The following is a 16,985-nucleotide window of genomic DNA, read 5'->3' on the forward strand; positions in this document are numbered from 1 at the left end:
GGGAATCCAAACCCCGAGAAACCGTCACAAACAGCGGATGCCCTGAGAATTCGCGCAGTCAGGGGCGCAGTCGTTGGGACGAGAATTCTCGCTTAGTTGGTAGCGTATGCACATGGCGGTAGCGCGGCTGACAGCGAGGATCTACGAGACTCAAAAACAAGACGTCGTGGATGGCAGCGTCGTGTGGACGACCCCGGCGGAGATTGTGAATGCCGACGGAGAGGTCGTTGCCGCTTTCAGCGGGCCGGTCAGCGAGGAATGGCTGCAAGGGGAATGGGACGCGGCACTGGCCGCCGCAGGATACAAACGCGTCTCGGAGTGGAACCTGACCTGGTACACCGCATTCGTGGAGGAAATCCGGTGACCGTGGCTCTCGCCGGTCATGCCGACGACCTGCTCTGCCATCTGGCTCACCTGGGAGCCGCGGGTATCGCGCGGGAAGCCGGGCGGGAGATCGCCCTCGTCTGGAGCGACGACTCGCCTGTCATCGAGGGGATCAGTCCCGCCGAGCTCGGAGCCGACGTCGTGCGGCACGCACAGCGCCTGGCGGATCGCGGATCGTGGCTGTGGCGGCGGCACCCGATCACCGGAAGACCGCTTATGTCCGCCAAGCCCGGACGCATTGGCCCGGTCAACCACCGCAAGCGACAGGCGCCCGACGGATTCGACGCGGGGCGCTGGTCGGTGCTGACGCCGCGGCAGAGAGCGTGGGAGGCGCCTGATCCGGACTGGCATGCCCACACAGCGGCCCGCGAGAACGTGCTCGACGAGCTCACCGCCCAGCGCGACAACCACAGCCTCCGCATGATTTCCGGCCTGGGAGAACCCGCGTCGTGGCTGGTGAACGACGCGGGCTACGCGCTGGCCGACCGGGGCGCCACGCCGTTGGACATGCAACCCCGCAACGCCGGAGCCGAATTGCTCGGCTCGCGGCTGCAGCCGCTCGCGGACGCGGTTGCGCAACGCAGCCCGGCCGAGGTCGCCGACGGCCTGACCGGCAAGCGCTGCGACGACCCCGCACCGCCCGGGCGGCCTTCCCGCACCGCGACCGGGCTCGCTCCGCTCGGCGCCCCCACCGACTCGGCGATCGCCTGGTGCGCCTTGTGGGGGCTGGCCGAAATCCCGCTGCGTCCTCCTGGGCTGGCCCCGGACCTGCATTCCGACAAACTGACGCCGTGGGATCTCGCCACCCCGGCCGGGTGGGTCGGCGACGTCGACGGCTGGTTCATCCTCCCGGTGTGGCAGCGCCCCCTTTCTCTCGCGAAAGTCCGGACGCTCGTGGCCTCCAGCGCGGTCCGCGACGCCGGGACCGAGGGCCTTCCGGAACGATGGCGTGCAGCCCAGCGACAGATAGCCCGGATCCGAGCCGTGCAACGCGGCGCCGTCGGGGTTGTTCGCTGGCCGATCCGCGTATCCGACTCGGGCAAGGCGAAAGAAGTCTCCGCCGGAACCGGGGAGACGCTCGGATTCCGCGACGCAATCGCCGACGCCCGCAACCTGCCGGTCGGCCCGTAGGAAGTAGCCGATCGGTCGGCGAGAAGCCAAACTCCAGCCGGTGCGGAGCTGGCGCGCCCCTTTGACGTGATGCCGATGCCCCCGTCCTGCGATCGGGAAACACCGCGCGCCGGTTTTGAAACAACGTGCGCTTCCGTTGCCCGGCGAGCGGTATCGCTCGGCAGGATCGCTGACGCCGGGTCATGGCGTCAGCAGTCGGCCTACCGCGTCCAGCAACGCGGCGTCGCCGCGGTGGACGGCCATCACGGCCAGCAGCAGCACCCCGGCAATCGCCACCAGTTTCTGGGCGTTCTGCTGCCACAAGGTCGCCACGCTCGCCGCCAGCACCATCGAGACCAGTATCGCTGCAGCCACGATTTCTACCGCTTCCACGACGTTCTCCGCTTCGTCGCCGGGTGGGCGGGCCGGGTGCCCGCTCATCTCGAATTCACCTTCACGCGGCATGTTCGGAGAAAACGCCTCGTCGGGATCGGAGACGGCTTCGGCACCCCTGAAAACGCTGCGCCGCAACTGTGAGCAGAGACAGGAAACGAACGCTGCGCGGGCTCGGCGAGGCCGTGGCACCTGACACCAGAGACCAGTGCCGTTCCGCGTTTTCGGTGCGAAGCCACGACTGGGTCGTGCGTGCCACGATTCCGGGCAGGGAACACCGAGTCTGCAAATGGAACAGCTCATCCCTTCTCACCCGGATTCGACGGGGGGCAGTCAGCGCGATTCCCGGCGACGAGACGGCGCCGCTATCGTGGCGGTCACGTCCGCGGCGGGCCTGCCCGTGCACGTCTCGCTTGCAGCCCGTCCCAGGCCTGGGCCATAAACGGCTGTCCAACCATCCGTCCCACCACAAGATCCGCGCCCACCGCGCGCCATCACCTGGGCCAGATCAGACTGTCCAAACTGGGCCGGAAATCGGTGCCCAAAACAGGCGGGTTCACGAGGTTCACCGAGCCGACCGGCGGTTCACGACGTTCACGGCTGTGTGCCTGTGATTCTCGTTGTGATCGCGGTGTTGTGGTCGGCACGACCGACACGACGTGCTGACCAACGGGAGGGTGCCACGATGGCTGCCGGCGTCGCCGAATCACCGCATGACGTCGCGCGCTGGTGCGACATGGAACCGGCCCCGATCGAACGGCTGACGACAGATTCGCGGAAGCTGCGGTGCTACGGCGAGGATCCCCTTGTCCGCGAAGGCTGGGCGACGCTGCGCGGCGTGCTGGGGCAGACGCAGGCGTTGCAGTTCGCGGCGGAAGTCGGTCTGTTGTGGTTGCGGCCGGACCTGTTCGCGGCGTGTTCCGTGTCGGCGGTGATCGACCGGGTCGCCGAGCGCGGTTTCGTTCCGGCCGCGTCGTGCGTGGTGCGTCTTGGCCGGTGCGGTGCGCGGGCGTTGTGGTGGTGGCAGCTGAAGCGGGCTACCGCGGAGCGGCTGGTGCTGCTGGACGCGGTGGTGGAGCTGGGGCCGGGACTGCTGGTGCTGTATCGGCATCCGTGCGGCGACGCGGCACGGCGGCTGACGGTGTTGAAGGGTGGCAACGACCCGGCGGGCCGAGCGGAGGATTCGTTGCGGTCGGCGGCGGGCAGCCCGAATCGGGCGTTGACGATGGTGCACACCAGCGACGACCCGGTGGATGTAGTGCGCGAGCTGGCGGTGTTCCTGCCGTGGCGGGAGCGTGCGGCGGTGATCGCCTCGGCGTGGGCGAGCGGCGTCGGCGGCGGAGCGGGTCTGCTCGGTGCGGTCCGCTCGGCGTACTGCGGATTCGAGCGTCCGAGCGTCAGCCCCGGGCCGTCGCCGACGGGGCGGGGAGAGGGCTTCGCGGCGGTGACCCGCGCGGCTGCGACGGCCCATCGGCCGGAGCGGTGGGCCGCAGTCTGGAGGTGGTCGGGCGGGGTGCCGCTGGTCAACGACGGCGCAGGCCGGACGGGCACGGACTCAGCCGGGTGTGTGCAGCGCGGTCGCGAGCTGGACCCAGCGGTGCAGGAGATCGGCCGCCGCGCCGCTGTCGATCGCGGCCCGGGCGCGGTCGAGACCGTCGGCGAAGGCGTCCTGGAACTCGGCTGCACTGGTGCGGTCGTGCGCGACGAGGCCGGCGGCGGCATTGGCGAGCACGGCGTCGCGGGCCGCGCCGGGTGTTCCGGCGAGCAGGGTGTGCACGGCGCGCGCGTTGTAGCGGGCGTCGCCGCCGCGCAGGGCGTCGGGCTCGGGCCGGGCGAGCCCGAATCGGCGGGTGTCGATGGCGGAGGTGCGCACGTCGCCGTCGGCGGTGGCGGTCCACACGTCGGTGGGGGCGGCGGTGGTGATTTCGTCGAGGCCGTCCTGTCCGCGCACGACCAGGGCGCTGGTCCCGCGTCCGGCGAGCACGGCCGCGAGCACCGGCGCGATGTCGGCGTTGGAGCATCCGACGAGCGAGGCACCGGGGCTGGCGGGGTTGGTCAGCGGGGCGACGTAGTTGATCGCGGTGGGCACGCCGAGGCCACGGCGGACGGGCGAGGCGTGTTTGAGGCCGCGGTGGAATGCGGGCGCGAACGTGAACCCGATCCCGAGTTCGGTGACGGTGGCGGCGACTTGATCGGGCGTGAGGTCGAGCGGGATGCCGAGCGCTTCGAGGACGTCGGCGGATCCGCTTTTGCTGGAGACGCTGCGCCCGCCGTTTTTCACGACCGGGGCGCCGGCGGCAGCGGCGACGATCGCGGACATGGTGGAGATGTTGACGGTGTGGGCGCCGTCGCCGCCGGTGCCGACGATGTCGAGAACGCCGGCGCCGTCGACGGGAAGGGGGACGACCCGCGCCATGAGCGCCTCGAGCAGCCCGCTGATCTCGGCCGCCGTTTCTCCCTTGGCGCGCAACGCGATCAGGAATCCGGCCAGCGCGACGGGCTCGTGGTCGTCGGTCATGACTTCGCCCATGGCCCATCGGGTGTCGTCCGCGGTCAGGTTGTCGCCGCGCAGGAGCGCGGCGAGCAGCTGAGGCCAGGTGCGGACGGTGTCGGTCACGACGATCCCCTCGATGCGGCCCGGGATTCGGGCGCGGCGGCTGAGAAGCGGGGTTTGAGCCTAGCGGGCGCGTGCACAGGATTCCCGCCGCCGGGCCCCGGCAGCGAGAGTCTGCGGTCGGCCGTGCGGGGACTCGCGGCGCGGGCCGCCCGGTGCGCCGAGGGCGGGGTGAAAGGGGACGGCGGGCTGGTGGTGGTCCTCGGCGGATCCCGCGTCTACGGCGCTCCGCCGTTCGTGGCGGGGCTGGGCGCGCGGCGCGTCGGGGCGCACGGGGTGTGGGTCGCCGCTCCCGCGGGCACCGCGGCGCAGCGGGCGGCGCTCGACGTTCACCTGATCGAGGCTCCGGGTCCGGAGTTGGACGCCGTCACGGTCGAGGCTGCGGCGGCGGTGTCGGCCCGTCTGGTCCGGCGGCTGGCCGACACCGCGGCGCGGGGGCGGGTGGTGTGGCTGCTGGGCCCGGGTCTGGGCGGCAGCCCGCAGGCGGAGCAGGTGCTCGATGCCGCGGCGGAGGTCCGCGACGGCGACCGCACCGCGGGTCTGGTGGTCGACGGGTCGCTCGGCGGCGGGCCCGGGGCGCGTCGGCTGCTGCGCCGGCTGGGGCCGGACGTGGTGCTGCTCAACCGGCACGAGGCCCGCGCGCTGATGCCGGCGACGGAACGCCCGCACGGCCGGGACGCCAGCATCGGCGCGGCGGCGCTGGAGGAGCTGGCGCGGGAGGTCGGGGCCGCGGTGGTGGCCAAGGGCGACCCCGACCGGATCGTCACCGCCCGGCGCGCGTGGACGGTGGCGGCCGGGCACCCGGGTCTGGCGCGTCACGGAACCGGGGACGTGCTCGCCGGGGTGACGGCCGGGCTGCTGGCGCACGCCCTGCCCGCGCACGGCGCGGCGATGCTGGCGTGTCACCTCGTGGGCTCCGCCGGTGCCGCGCTCGCGTCCGATCTCGGTCCGGGATGGCTGTGCGGCGACCTGCTCGCCGCGGTCGCCGCCGAGTTCCGCGACCTGCTCGTCCCCGGCCGCTGATGGCGCGGCCGGTGCTCGCTCATTCCGACTCTGAGACGGAGACCGTCATGCCTGTTGTCCACGAGCGACCGACAGCGTCCCGGCGCCCGGCGGCGGACCTGGTCGCGCGGCTGTGCCAGGCCGCCGCCGAGCATCGCGCGCACGGCGAAGAGCGCAGCTGCCTGCATCCCCGGGTGCAGGCGATGCTCGCGGCGTCGCCGCTGCCGCGGGCCGCGTTGCCGGCCGGGTGCGGCGGCCTGGAATGGACGGCGCCGCAGATCATGGACGCGGTGCGGGCGGTGGCCGCCGCGGATCCCTCGGCGGGCTGGGTCGCGGCGATTCACGCGCCGGCCGGGGCGTTCCTGTCCCGGGCCGAACCCGCTCTCGCCCGCGTCCTGGCCGGTGCGGCACCGGTGATCGGGGGCTCGTCGGTTCCCGCGGGGACGGCGTCGCCGCAGCACGACGGCGTGCGGGTGCGGGGCCGGTGGCCGTTGGTCAGCGGCGCCCCGGGCATGACGCTGGCCGCGCTGGCGGCACCGCTGGACGGGGCCGGCGGCAACGCGCTCCGCTGGTGGCTGGTGCCGCGGGGCAAGCTCGCCGTGGAGGACGATTGGGACGCTTTCGGGCTGCGCGGCAGTGCGTCGTGCAGCGTCGTCTGCGACGCGGTCGTTCCGGCCGACCACAGCATCCGCTTGTCAGACCCGCCGCTGGTCGACGCGCCGCTGTTCCGGTATCCGCTCTACGGGCTGCTGGCCGGCTGCATCGCCGTCGTCGCCCAGGGCGTCGCCGAGCGGGCCCTGGCCGCCTTCGCCCGGCTGGCCCGCACCGCCGGAACCCGCCACGACCCGCGGCCCTTGGCCGCCCAGCCGGCAGCGCAGGAGGCGTTCGCCGCAGCGGACGGGCGCGTCCGGGCAGCCGCCGGTGCGCTGGCCGCGGCCGCCGCGGACGCCTGGTCGTCAGCAGCGGAGGGCGAGGTGCCCGTGGTCCTGCGCGCACGGCTGCGGCTGGCGTGCTGCGACATGGCCGAGGCGGCCGAGCATGCCTGCCGGCGGCTGTTCGACGCCGCAGGCAGTGCGGCGCTGCACCGGTGCCACGAGCTGGAGGGATGCTGGCGCGACGCTGTGGCCGTCTCCCGTCACGCGCTCGTCGCCGGCCACGGCAGGCGGATCGCGGGCAACGCCGTCCTCGCCTCGATCGCCTCGGCGGACCTGTGACGACCGCGGCGACGCTGCTGCGCCGTTTCCTGTCCCGTCCCGGGCGCGATCTGGCGGTGCTGGACCGCCGCGGCGGCGCGTGGTCGTTCGACGACGTCCTCGGGCACGCGGCGGACCTGGCCGGCCGGATCCGCAGCCGCGGGACCGTGCGCGGGCGGGTGGTGGTGCTGCGCACCGGCCCGGACGTGCTCTTCAGCGTCGCGGACCTGGCTGTGCTGCTGGCCGGCGGCGTCCCGGCCGTCCTGCCGGACCTCGCCCCGGCGCAGATGCGCGCCGTCTGGGCCGCGACCGATCCCGCGGCCGTCGTCGACACCCTGGCCGAGCCCGATGCGGCGTTGGCCGATCTCGCCGTCGAGCACGCGACGCCCCTGCACCGCGTCGGCGTCGGGGAATTCCCGCGCGGCACCCCGGACGGGCGGCGTGCGTCCGCCCTCCGGCAGGCGGGGGAGCGGGACGCGCGCGCAGCGGCGGTCGTGTTCACCTCCGGTACCACGGGCTCCCCGCGTGCGCTCGTCCTGGACGACGCGGCGCTCGTTCGGGGCGTCGACGCCTGGACCGGCCACTGGCGCGGCCGTCCGGCGCGGACAGTGTCGTATCTGCCGGTCTCCCATGTCGCCCAGCGGATCATGGGACACACCCTGATGTGCCTCTACGGCACGACGATCGTGGCCAGCAGCCCCGCCCGGCTCGCCGCCGACGTCGCCGCCCACCGCCCGGACACCCTGCTCGGCGTGCCGCACCTGTGGGCGGACCTGGCCGCGCGGGCGGCCGGCGACGGCGACGACGGGCGTGCGCTGCGCGACGCCCTGGCCGCGGTCGCCACCGCGGTCAACGGAGCCGCCGCTCTCGATCCCGCCGTCGCCGGGCAGCTGCGCCGATCCGCGGGCCTGCGGGTCGCGTCGGCGTACGGGGCGACCGAGACGACCGTGCCCGCCTTCCACCAGCCCGACGCGACCCGGCCGGGTCTGGGGGCACCGGTCGAGGTCGAGCACCGCGTCGCCGCGGACGGAGAGCTGCTGCTGCGCGGGCGCAACCTCGCCACAGGATCCGTGCGGCGCTGGCCCGAACTGGACCCGATCGCCGACGACGAGGGCTGGTGGCACACCGGCGACCTCGTCGAGGCCGCCGATGGTCCCCGGTCCGGCCGGGGCGCCGCGCTGCGGCTGCGCGGACGGCGCGGCGCGGCATTCAAGACCGCCCGCGGCGACATGATCAGCCCCGAACCCGCCGAAGCTCACCTGCTCGCACAGCCCGACGTGGCCGCCGCCTGCCTGGTGGGCCACGGCAGGCCGAGCGCCGTCGCGCTCGTCTCTGCGCCCGCGTCCGCGTCGTGGCGCCCCGGCGAGGTCGCGGCACGAGAGCAGCGGCTGCTCGTCGGCGCGGAAGCCGCCCGCCACGCCGGACAGCTGCCCTGGTCGGATCTGTCGGCCGTGCGCATCGTGCCCGACTCCTGGACCGAACTCGGACTGCTCACCAGCACCGGAAAACCGCGGCGGCGCGCCATCGCCGACCACTACCGCCCCTTGCTCGATCTTCTCCCGGAGGCCGACCGTGCCCACGCCTGACCCGCGCCCCGTCCTGCTGGTGGACATGGGCGGAGTGTTCTTCGCCTACTCCTTCGCCCGCGCCCTCGACGCCTGGGCCGCCGCCTCCGGCGCCGACCGCGCCGAGATCGGCCGCCGGTGGCTCATCGACCCGCCCTTCGACGCGTTCGAACGCGGCGACATCGACCCGGCCGGCTACTTCGAGCACCTGCGCAGCCTGCTCGGGCTGCGGCTGGACGACACGCGGCTCGCGGCGGGATGGAACAGCATCTACGGCGACGTCGACGAGGACCTGGTCCGGCTCCTGCGCAGCGCCGAGGTCCGCGCACGCTTCCGCGGGATCGCCGGAGTGTCCAACACCAACAGCGTGCACGCGGGCTTCTGGCGCCGCCTCTACCGCGACCAGCTCCCCGTGCTCGACACCGTGCACTGCTCGCACGAGATGGGGACGGCCAAACCGGAGCCGGAGTTCTTCGACCGCGTCGCCGCCCGCCACGGCGTCGGCCGCGGCTCCCTCGTCCTCGTCGACGACATCCCCGTGGTCGTCGACGCCGCCCGCGCCCTCGGCATGCGAGCCCACCTCTACGCGGGCACCTCCGGCCTCGCGGGCTTCCTCGCCGCGCTCTGACCCGCCGCCGAACGACCCCGTTGTTCCGCTACCGCAAGGGACCTTGCCGTGCACCTGCTCATCACCGGCGCCGCCGGGTTCATCGGATCCGCCCTCACCCGCGCCCTGCGCACCGCGGGCCACACCGTGACGGCGGTCGACGACCTGTCCGTCGAATCGCCGCGCGCCCGCCCGGACGGGCTGCAGGTGCGCGACGTGCGCTCCCTGACCCCGCACGACCTCGACGGCGCCGACACCGTCGTGCACCTGGCCGCGCACAAGTCCGTGCCCGCCTCGTTCCTCACGGACGCGTTCGAGCACAACACCGCAGCGGACGCGCACCTCATCCGCGCCTTCGCCCGCTCGACCGCACGCCGGCTGCTGCTGGCCTCCTCCTGCGAGGTCTACGGCCAGCACGCTGGGCCTCTGCCCGAAACCGCCGCGCGCGCTCCCCGATCCCCGTACGCGACCGGGAAAGCCGCCACCGAGCACCTCGCGGAGGTCTACCGGCCGCTGCTCGGGCCCGGCCGCCAGATCGCAGTGGCGCGGCTGTTCAACACCTTCGGCCCCGACGAGGGAGCCGACGCGGTCGTGCCCGCGTTCCTCGACGCCGCCGCCGACGACGGCGAGCTGACGATGGAAGGCGACGGCGGACAAGCCCGCGACCTGACCCACATCGACGACATGACCGCCATGCTCACCCGTATCCTCGCCCGCCGCGATCTGCTGCCGATCGTCAACTGCGGCTCGGGACGGGCGTGCACGATCCTCGAACTCGCCCGCTCGGTCATCCGAGTGGCCGGCGGCGGCCGCGTCCGCCGCGTCCCGGCCCGTCCCAACGAGATCCGCTCCTTCACCGCCGACACGACGCTGTTCGCCGACGTCTACGGGCTGCTCCCGCACCGGCCGCTCGCCGCGGCCCTGGCGGACACGCTGCGCCAGCGCCGCCCGCAGCACTGCACCAGCACCGGGGCGCCGCGATGACCGCCTCGGGGCCCGGACCGCTGCACGAGGCGAGCGGCCCGGTCGCGCTGGGCACCTTCGAGTACGGCACCGGCGCGGTTCCGCCGGCGCAGGCGGCGCTCCTGCTGCGGACCTACCACGAACACGGCGGCCGGCTGCTGGACACCGCGCCCACCTACGGACCGGCGGACGGGGAAGGCCGTGCCGAGTCCTTGATCGGGCGCTGGCTGCGCGACAGCGGTGCACAAGGCATGGAGGTGATCACCAAGGCCGGTCTCGACCCGGCCCGGCCCGAGCGCGGCGACCTGCGGCCCGAGACGATCCTGGCCAGCCTCGCGCGCAGCACGCAGCGGCTCGGCGTCACCGTCACGCTGGTCCTGCACCGCGACGACCCCGCCGTGCCGGTCGACGAGATCGCCGACGCCCTCGACCGCGCCGTCGGAAGCGGGCTGGCCCGGCGGGTCGGCACCTCCAACTGGACCACCGCCCGGCTCGCCCGCTGGATCGCCGACGCGGCGCGGACGGGGCGGACGGCGCCTTCGGTGACCGCCCCGCTGTGGAGCATCGCGCCCCGGGCCGTGCCCGCGCAGGAACCGTGGCTGGTCGAGGCCGACGGCGCGCACCTGCGCCTCGCGGCCCGCCACGGCCTCACCGTCACCCCGTACCGGACGCTCGCCGCGGGATTCCTCGCCGACCGCCACTCCGGGCGGCACGCGGCCCACCATGCCGCTGCCTACGACACCCCGGCCGGGCGGCTGCGGCGAGCGCGGCTGCGGCAGGCGGCCGCGACGCTGGGCATGACCTCGCACGGGCTCGCGCTGGCCTGCCTGCGCGCGGCGAGTCCGACGGCAGTTCCGGTCGTCGGGCCCCGCACGCCGGGGCAGCTGCGCGAGTGCCTGCGCGGCGCCGTCGCCGGCCCGCGCGTCCGGCCGGAGCTCCTCCGCTACCTGGAGGCGCGGCCGTGACCCGCTCGGTGCGGCGGCGGGCACGCGGCAGGCGCGGCGGGGGACGGGTCGAGCAACCGGGCGAAGCGCTGCGGGACGAGACCGCGGCTGTTGCGACCGTAGCGAAACAGCCACGTGGCGCGGCGCAGATGCTCGCGCAGGTCGTGCCCGAGCTCGTCCAATGTCCCGCGCACCTGCAGCGGCTCCGCGAAATCGAACACCGCCGCTGCCGGGACCGGCGGACCCGCTGTCGCGTCGGCGATCTCGACCGTGCCGGCAGCCGGTCCTGCCGCGTCCGCAGGACGGACCCGGGCGATGCGCCAGCAGCGGTCGTCCCGGGACACCGTCCACCGCCCGGCGACACGGTCGTCGTCGGGACAGGCGGCGGGGGCGACCGCGAAACCTTTGAATTCGAGCCGTCGGAGCCACTCGTGCACCGCCGTATCCGCGGCCGCGGTCCGCTCCGCCGGGTCGAGCGAGGCCGGGCTCAGCCGGCGGATGACCCGCGCCGGCACACCGCCGGCGAGGACGCTCGCGGGCACCGGCTTCGCGACCGCGGCCGCGGCGGCGACAATGCTGCCGGCACCGACCGCGACCCCGGGAAGCAGCACCGCGCGGAAACCCAGCCACACGCCGTCGCCCACCGTGACCCCGGCGAACGCGGCACCGTGCCCGTGCCGGACCGCGTGCCCGGCGTGGTAGCCGTGGGTGAAGATCGCGACTTGCGCGCTGATCCCCACCTCGTCGCCGATCACCACCGGCTCCGTCGGATTCACCAGGACGTCCGGCGCGATCTGGCACCGGTCCCCGACCCGCACGGTCGAGCGCGGCTCCATCGACGCCCCGCCGCCGACACGCCATCGCTGCCCGACATAGGTTTCGTCGCCGACCGACAACTCCAGGCACTGCACCTGCGCGTCGGCATCGACCACCGAGCCCGCGCCGAGCCTGGCCCGCTCGGCCACGAGCCACCGGCTGCCCTGACCCACTCGCGCGTGCTCGGCGAGTTCGAGCCGCGCCGACCGCAGATCACACCCCTGCTCGACAACGGCCCCGTCGCCGAGCACCAGTTCGTCGGCGACCAGCACCGTGCCGGCCCCGATGCGCACGTCCTGCCCGATCCGGACACGCTCGGCCCGAATCTCCACACCCGGAAAACCGTTCATCGCCAACACCTTTCGCCGATCCACAGTGGACATATCGGCGGACCTGGCCGCGGGCGCCCACGCGCGGCCGCCGCTCAGGCCTCGCCGGGTCAGGAGGACTCATGAACCCGCGTCAGCCGACGGCGCGCACCGTTCTCGCCGTCGCCGCGCACGCCGACGACGAAGTCCTCGGAGCCGGGGGCACCCTGGCCGCGCACGCCCGCGCGGGCAACCGGGTGCGGCTGCTCGTGCTCAGCGCCAGCGCCACCAGCCGTCCCGCCGAGGACCACGACGCGGTCCATGCTCACCGCAGCGCGTGCGTCGCGCGGGTCGCGGCGCTCTACGACGCCGAGTTCCGCGTCGACGACCTGCCCGACAACGCGTTCGACACCGTGCCACGGCTGCAGATCACCCGCCGGATCGAACAGGCGGTGCACGCCTGGCGGCCGCAGATCGTCTACACCCACAGCCGCGTCGACCTCTCGCTCGACCACCGCATCACCGCCGACGCGGTCGCCGCCGCGACCCGCCCCCAGCCCGGGACCCCGGTCGCCACCGTGCTCGCGTGGGAGGTCCGCTCGGCCACCGAGTGGGGCAGCGGCGAGCCGTTCCGCCCGGCCTGGTTCCAGCCCCTGACCCCGCAGGACCTGGCCGTGAAGGACCGGGCCCTGCGGCTGTACGGCTCGGAGCTGCGCGCCTGGCCGCACAGCCGCTCGCACCAGGCGATCCGCGCGGCGGCGCAGGTGCGCGGAGCCCAGATCGGGGTGGCGGCTGCCGAGGCGTTCGAGGTCGTGCGCCATGTCGTCACTGCGGACGGCTGAACCAGGCCTGCGGCCGCCCGGACCGCGCGTGCGCGATCAGCTCGAGCACGCGGGGGCGCATCGGCGGGAACTCGGCGGGGGAGAACCAGCCGACCTCCAGCGACTCGTCGTCGGCGACGTGCGGCTGCGCGGCGGGGTCGAGGGGGCGGCACGCGAACACCAGTTCCAGGTACTGCGCCCGATCCCCGTTGCCATGGCGCACCGGCTCGGAGACCGTCACCGCGGCCAGGCGCTGCACCATCACGCGAACCCCGGTCTCCTCCTCGACCTCGCGCGCCGCCCCGTGGGCCGGGTGCTCGCCCGGCTCCAGGATGCCGCTCAGCAGCGACCACTCGCCGGTGTCCGCGCGTCGTCCCAGCAGCACGCGGTCGCGGTCGTCGATCACGACCGCGTTCACCCCGGGCAGCCACAGCAGATGCTCGGAGCCGACAGCGGCCCGTAGGCCTGCCACGAAAGCGGGAATCATCGGGAGCCCTTCGCCAGCCGGTGCGGATCACCGATCAGCCCAGCGCGGTGCGTCCGCGCGCGCCACGGCTTCCGGCGTGAACCTCGTAAACGGGAGCGCGCTGCCGTGAACCTCGTGAAGACCGCGTCCCGGGCCGGGCCGGCGGCGTACCGTCGAGCCGTGGCGACTGAGAGTGTCTCCTCACCGCGCGGCCCGGGCGTGCTCGCAGACGCTCTCGCCCTGGCCCGGTGGAACGGGCGCGACCTGATCAGGGCGATCAACCCGCGCCTGCACGCGATGGGCCGCCCCACCGTGGACATCACCGCCGGCTACCACTGGCTGAAAGGCCGCGTGCCGCACGACGCGGCAGTGCGCGACGTGGTCGCCGTGGTCCTCGCCGAAGCGACCGGGCATCGCTACACCGGCGTCCAGATGTGGGGCCCCGGGCATCCGGAGAGCATGCCCGGGCAGTCCCGGGAGACCGGCGACCTGCTCGGCCCGCTCGCTGTCGAGGACGTCCTGCGCGTCGCGGCGGACTTCACCCGCGGCCCGTCGGGGGCGGCGCTGGTGCACGCCGACGGCGACACGCTGCTCACCACAGCGGTGTGGGACGCGACCCGCCAGGCCGCGGTACCCGTTCTCATCGGCCGCGGCCACGGCGACGAGGTGGTCCCGGAGTTCGTCGACATGCTGTTCGACCAGCTCGCGGCGTTGCGGCGGCTCGACGACCGGACCGGCGGCGGCCCGCTGAGCCAGCGCCAAGCCCGCACGGCCCTGAGGGATTCCCTCGAGCTGATCCGCACCGGCCGCTACACGCCGGCCACGGGCCTGCGGCTGCTGTGCCACGCCGCCGGCGCGGCCCAGATCGCCGGGTGGCTCACCTTCGACGCCGGGCTCGCCCCGGCAGCCCACCGCTACCAGCTGCTCGCGATCCGGCTTGCCCGCGCCGCGGGCGACACCACCACGGTCTCCAACGTGCTGGGCATGCTCGCCTACCAGCACGCCGCCGGAGCCAATCCGCGCGTGGCCCTCCGCTTCGCGCATGCAGCGGTCGAGCACTCCGCCCGCGCGGTGCCGCTCGTGCGGGCCCGCGCGTGGGGACGGATGGCCACCGCGTGCGCCAGCGACGGCGACCTGCCCGGCTACCGACGCGCCGCCGAGCGGTGCCGAGACCTGCTCGACCGCCCCCATCCCGACAACCCGGCGTCGCTGTACTACCTCACCCCGGAACAGGTGGACGCCGAAGGCGGGCAGGCGCTGGTCGACCTCGCCGCGCTCAACCCGCGCAAGCGGACTGTCTTGCTGCGCGAAGCCGCCGAGCTTCTGACGCCGATCGCCGCCCGCGGCCCGGCCGCCGGCTACCGCCGTTCCGGGCTCCTGCACAGCATCCACCTCGTGCGCTCCGCGATCGGCGCCCGCGACGCCGACGCGGTCGCCCAGTGGACCCGGGTGGTGTCCGAGCACGTGCCCGCCGTGCAATCGGTGCGTTGCCGGGCGCTGCTCGGGTCCGTGCGGGCCCGGGCGAGCAGACAGCTGCGCGCCGCTGGGCACACCGATGCGCTGGACGCGCTCCGCCAGGCATTATCGACGCCATGACACGGGTGAGTGACGCCGCTGCGGACTGGACGATCACCCGCGTCCGCTACGACAGCGCCGCCGCGCGCGTCCTCACCCTGGCGCTGCACCGCGAGCAGCTGGCCGTGTACGGCAGCGCCGAGGACCCCGAGGACACTCCGCCGGGCGACTTCGAATCGCCGAGCGGGCTGTTCCTGCTCGCCCTCACCCGCGACGGCACCGCCCTCGCCTGCGGCGGCTGGCGCACCGTCTGCCCCGCGACCGGCGAGATCAAACGCATGTACGTCACCGCCGGCGCACGCGGCCACGGTCTCGGCCGCCGCATCCTGAAGGCTCTGGAACACGACGCCGGCCGCCGCGGCATCACCCGCGTGATTCTCGAAACAGGCGTCCGCAACCACGCCGCGCTGGCCCTCTACACCAGATCCGGATACAGCCCGGTCACGCCCTACGTGACCGGACGAGACCCGCGCATCAACCGGGCCATGACCAAGATGCTCCGTTCCGCCCCTCCGTGACGGGTCGCGCTCAGGACATTCGCTGCGGGCCGACCGGGCACGCGGTCCGATGCATCAGGGGCGAGTTGGCGGCTCGTGGCACCGTCGGCGACGACAGCGCTGCCGTCACGGCCACGGCCACGACGTGGCGTCCGCTTCCGCCCAGTCGACCTCGCGCGCCAGCAGCGTCGGCCCGAACGCCCACTGCGTGATCACGGCGCGCAGCGCTGCGAGCGGGATCGCCGCGTCGGCGGGGAACCGGTTGGCGTCGGGGTCCCAGTGGCCGCCGGTCAGGGCGACCTCGGTCGAACTTGAAGTAGGCCGAGGTCCGGATCTTCTCCGCGCCGAGCTTGGGTGTGAGGTACAGGCGCGGGTTCTCCGGTGTTTCGGGCAGACTGAACATGAAGTCCAGGAATCGTTCCAGGGCTTCGGTGTTCTGGAACTCGGCGTTGTAGACGGCGCTGGGGAACTGGAAGAACCCGGTCACCGCCCAGCCGTGCACGAGGTGGCTGTCGCGGGCGAGCAGGTCCCTGCTCGCCTCGTGCACATCAGCGGTCATCGCGGTGCTCCCTGGAACGGCGTGCTCGTGGGCGTGCCCGAGCCGGTCGGCCACCACACCACCAGCGTGGCCGCTTCCGGCAGAATCTTACGGACCACCTCCTGGCAGCTCAGGCCCGCCGAGCCGATGCACGGTCCGCGGGATTGTTGATCACGAGCACGCCGTAGTCCGCGCTCGCGTTCAGCATCGCGGCCGCGACCTTCACGTGGCTGGCCTGGATGTAGCGGCCGGTGGGGTCGGTCTGCGCCCCGGTGTCTTCCTGCGCCTTCGTGGCTTTCTGGTAGGCGTCGTCGCCGCTGCTGCTCTCGAAGGGGTGCTCGGTGCCGTCGTCGTCGTAGTACAGACCGGCGGTGAGCTTTTTCCCTTGCAGCGCGGCAATCCGCGCTGCGGCCCAGTCCGCGTCCTGCGCTGCAGCGCAGGACGTCCTTCGGGCAGGAGCTGTCGTCGGCGCGGGCCGCTGCCGGTCCGGAGGCGGCGCAGCCGAACGTGCCGGAGCAGCTCGGCACGACAAAGATCCACGCCAGAATTCCCAGCGCGACAACGAAAACGAACTTCTGCATCCGCGTATCCTGTTGCTACACAACAGGTTGCACGGAAGAAACCCGCGCTGGCGCGTGCGTGACCTCATGCAGGCTGCTCCTCGCGTGGGCGTGTGGCGGCCGGGGCTTCAGCCGTTCTGTCTACACGGCGTCACTGGACCCGCACAAGACGCGACCAGCGGTTGTCTGTGTCGCCGAGCGACATCCGCACCGCCTCGTCCGCGAACCCGGAACCGTGACTCCCCGCCGCTCGACCCAGCCTTCGCCGCACGGTGCCCCCGCGCCCTGACCGGGGCGCGGCTTCAGGAGAACAGGGCCGGTTTCCGGAGGCGGCCCTGATGGCCTGACAGGATGCCAGTCGCCTCGGACACGGCCTTTCTGCGCCGGCGACGAAACTCTTCGACCGCGATCCCGCGCTGGATATTGCGATGTGGCGGGAGCAGGAGCTGCAGCGCGCCTACGCCTACGCCGACCGCGGGGTCGCCGCGACGATCCTGACGACCTCGACGACACCCAATTCGACGAGGTCGTCCGCCCGTCCGTGCTGGTGCTGGCTCGCATCGCGCATGCCCTCGACCTCGACCTCGGCACGCTGGCGGCGAGGCTGCCGGCGCCGCCGCCGGGCAAGG

General features: G+C 73.8%; 18 protein-coding genes. 11 read left to right on the forward strand and 7 right to left on the reverse strand.

All coding sequences use genetic code 11. The features are described from left to right. The first annotated feature begins 112 nt into the window (after nt 1–112). Together ABZX37_RS11015 and ABZX37_RS11020 are read left to right on the forward strand one after the other, a co-directional pair. Entirely contained in the window at nt 113–364 is a 252-nt protein-coding gene (locus ABZX37_RS11015; protein ID WP_354738258.1) for a hypothetical protein, read from the forward strand. Continuing rightward, on the forward strand, nt 361–1,515 hold the full coding sequence (locus ABZX37_RS11020) for a hypothetical protein (protein WP_354738260.1): 1,155 nt from the start codon (nt 361–363) through the stop codon (nt 1,513–1,515). The genes ABZX37_RS11015 and ABZX37_RS11020 overlap by 4 nt, the downstream gene beginning before the upstream one ends. Nucleotides 1,516–1,695: 180 nt before the next feature. On the opposite strand, the gene ABZX37_RS11025 is transcribed toward ABZX37_RS11020, so the two are convergent. The 3 genes from ABZX37_RS11025 to trpD form a co-directional block, all read right to left on the reverse strand. After that, nucleotides 1,696–1,935 carry a hypothetical protein gene (locus tag ABZX37_RS11025; protein WP_354738262.1) on the reverse strand — a complete coding sequence of 80 codons (240 nt, stop codon included), beginning with the start codon at nt 1,933–1,935 and terminating at the stop codon, nt 1,696–1,698. A 741-nt stretch (nt 1,936–2,676) separates the two neighbouring features. Continuing rightward, on the reverse strand, nt 2,677–3,438 hold the full coding sequence (locus ABZX37_RS11030) for a hypothetical protein (protein ID WP_354738264.1): 762 nt from the start codon (nt 3,436–3,438) through the stop codon (nt 2,677–2,679). A 4-nt stretch (nt 3,439–3,442) separates the two neighbouring features. Then, entirely contained in the window at nt 3,443–4,504 is a 1,062-nt protein-coding gene (gene trpD, locus ABZX37_RS11035; RefSeq protein ID WP_354738266.1) for an anthranilate phosphoribosyltransferase, read from the reverse strand. A gap of 123 nt (nt 4,505–4,627) precedes the next feature. Here trpD and ABZX37_RS11040 point away from each other — a divergent pair, with 123 nt between their 5' ends. The 6 genes from ABZX37_RS11040 to ABZX37_RS11065 are packed head-to-tail and all read left to right on the forward strand — an operon-like array spanning nt 4,628 to nt 10,796. Next, nucleotides 4,628–5,524, forward strand: a complete 897-nt coding sequence (locus tag ABZX37_RS11040; RefSeq protein ID WP_354738268.1) for an NAD(P)H-hydrate dehydratase — start codon at nt 4,628–4,630, stop codon at nt 5,522–5,524. A 47-nt stretch (nt 5,525–5,571) separates the two neighbouring features. After that, on the forward strand, nt 5,572–6,717 hold the full coding sequence (locus tag ABZX37_RS11045; RefSeq protein ID WP_354738270.1) for a hypothetical protein: 1,146 nt from the start codon (nt 5,572–5,574) through the stop codon (nt 6,715–6,717). Beyond that, nucleotides 6,714–8,282 (forward strand): AMP-binding protein, encoded by a 1,569-nt coding sequence (locus tag ABZX37_RS11050; protein ID WP_354738272.1) that lies wholly within the window; start codon nt 6,714–6,716, stop codon nt 8,280–8,282. Before ABZX37_RS11045 ends, ABZX37_RS11050 begins: the two co-directional genes overlap by 4 nt. Continuing rightward, nucleotides 8,269–8,889, forward strand: coding sequence for an HAD-IA family hydrolase (locus tag ABZX37_RS11055; RefSeq protein ID WP_354738274.1), 621 nt, complete (start codon nt 8,269–8,271; stop codon nt 8,887–8,889). Before ABZX37_RS11050 ends, ABZX37_RS11055 begins: the two co-directional genes overlap by 14 nt. Before the next feature lie 48 nt (nt 8,890–8,937). Further along, nucleotides 8,938–9,852, forward strand: a complete 915-nt coding sequence (locus ABZX37_RS11060; protein WP_354738276.1) for an NAD(P)-dependent oxidoreductase — start codon at nt 8,938–8,940, stop codon at nt 9,850–9,852. Next, nucleotides 9,849–10,796 carry an aldo/keto reductase gene (locus ABZX37_RS11065; RefSeq protein ID WP_354738278.1) on the forward strand — a complete coding sequence of 316 codons (948 nt, stop codon included), beginning with the start codon at nt 9,849–9,851 and terminating at the stop codon, nt 10,794–10,796. The genes ABZX37_RS11060 and ABZX37_RS11065 overlap by 4 nt, the downstream gene beginning before the upstream one ends. Here ABZX37_RS11065 and ABZX37_RS11070 read toward each other — a convergent pair. Continuing rightward, nucleotides 10,775–11,941 (reverse strand): DapH/DapD/GlmU-related protein, encoded by a 1,167-nt coding sequence (locus ABZX37_RS11070; protein WP_354738280.1) that lies wholly within the window; start codon nt 11,939–11,941, stop codon nt 10,775–10,777. The two genes, ABZX37_RS11065 and ABZX37_RS11070, sit on opposite strands and share 22 nt — an antisense overlap. Nucleotides 11,942–12,042: 101 nt before the next feature. Here ABZX37_RS11070 and ABZX37_RS11075 point away from each other — a divergent pair, with 101 nt between their 5' ends. Beyond that, the gene (locus tag ABZX37_RS11075) at nt 12,043–12,741 is read left to right on the forward strand and encodes a PIG-L deacetylase family protein (RefSeq protein WP_354738282.1); all 699 of its coding nucleotides are present in this window, start codon (nt 12,043–12,045) and stop codon (nt 12,739–12,741) included. Here the strand turns inward: ABZX37_RS11075 and ABZX37_RS11080 are convergent. Further along, on the reverse strand, nt 12,725–13,192 hold the full coding sequence (locus tag ABZX37_RS11080) for an NUDIX domain-containing protein (RefSeq protein ID WP_354738284.1): 468 nt from the start codon (nt 13,190–13,192) through the stop codon (nt 12,725–12,727). The two genes, ABZX37_RS11075 and ABZX37_RS11080, sit on opposite strands and share 17 nt — an antisense overlap. Nucleotides 13,193–13,366: 174 nt before the next feature. On the opposite strand from ABZX37_RS11080, the gene ABZX37_RS11085 reads away from it, so the two are divergent. Then, nucleotides 13,367–14,782: a hypothetical protein gene (locus ABZX37_RS11085; RefSeq protein ID WP_354738286.1), complete on the forward strand. Its 1,416-nt coding sequence runs from the start codon at nt 13,367–13,369 to the stop codon at nt 14,780–14,782. Continuing rightward, nucleotides 14,779–15,279: a GNAT family N-acetyltransferase gene (locus ABZX37_RS11090; protein ID WP_354738288.1), complete on the forward strand. Its 501-nt coding sequence runs from the start codon at nt 14,779–14,781 to the stop codon at nt 15,277–15,279. The genes ABZX37_RS11085 and ABZX37_RS11090 overlap by 4 nt, the downstream gene beginning before the upstream one ends. Nucleotides 15,280–15,289: 10 nt before the next feature. Here the strand turns inward: ABZX37_RS11090 and ABZX37_RS11095 are convergent, their stop codons facing one another. Continuing rightward, on the reverse strand, nt 15,290–15,817 hold the full coding sequence (locus ABZX37_RS11095; RefSeq protein ID WP_354738290.1) for a hypothetical protein: 528 nt from the start codon (nt 15,815–15,817) through the stop codon (nt 15,290–15,292). 109 nt (nt 15,818–15,926) lie between these two features. Beyond that, a complete protein-coding gene (locus ABZX37_RS11100; protein WP_354738292.1) occupies nt 15,927–16,328 on the reverse strand; it encodes a DddA-like double-stranded DNA deaminase toxin in 402 nt (133 codons plus the stop codon). Nucleotides 16,329–16,985: the final 657 nt, after the last annotated feature.

It is taken from the genome of Amycolatopsis sp. NPDC004079, assembly GCF_040610415.1.
GTDB classification, from domain to species: Bacteria; Actinomycetota; Actinomycetes; order Mycobacteriales; family Pseudonocardiaceae; genus Amycolatopsis; species Amycolatopsis halotolerans.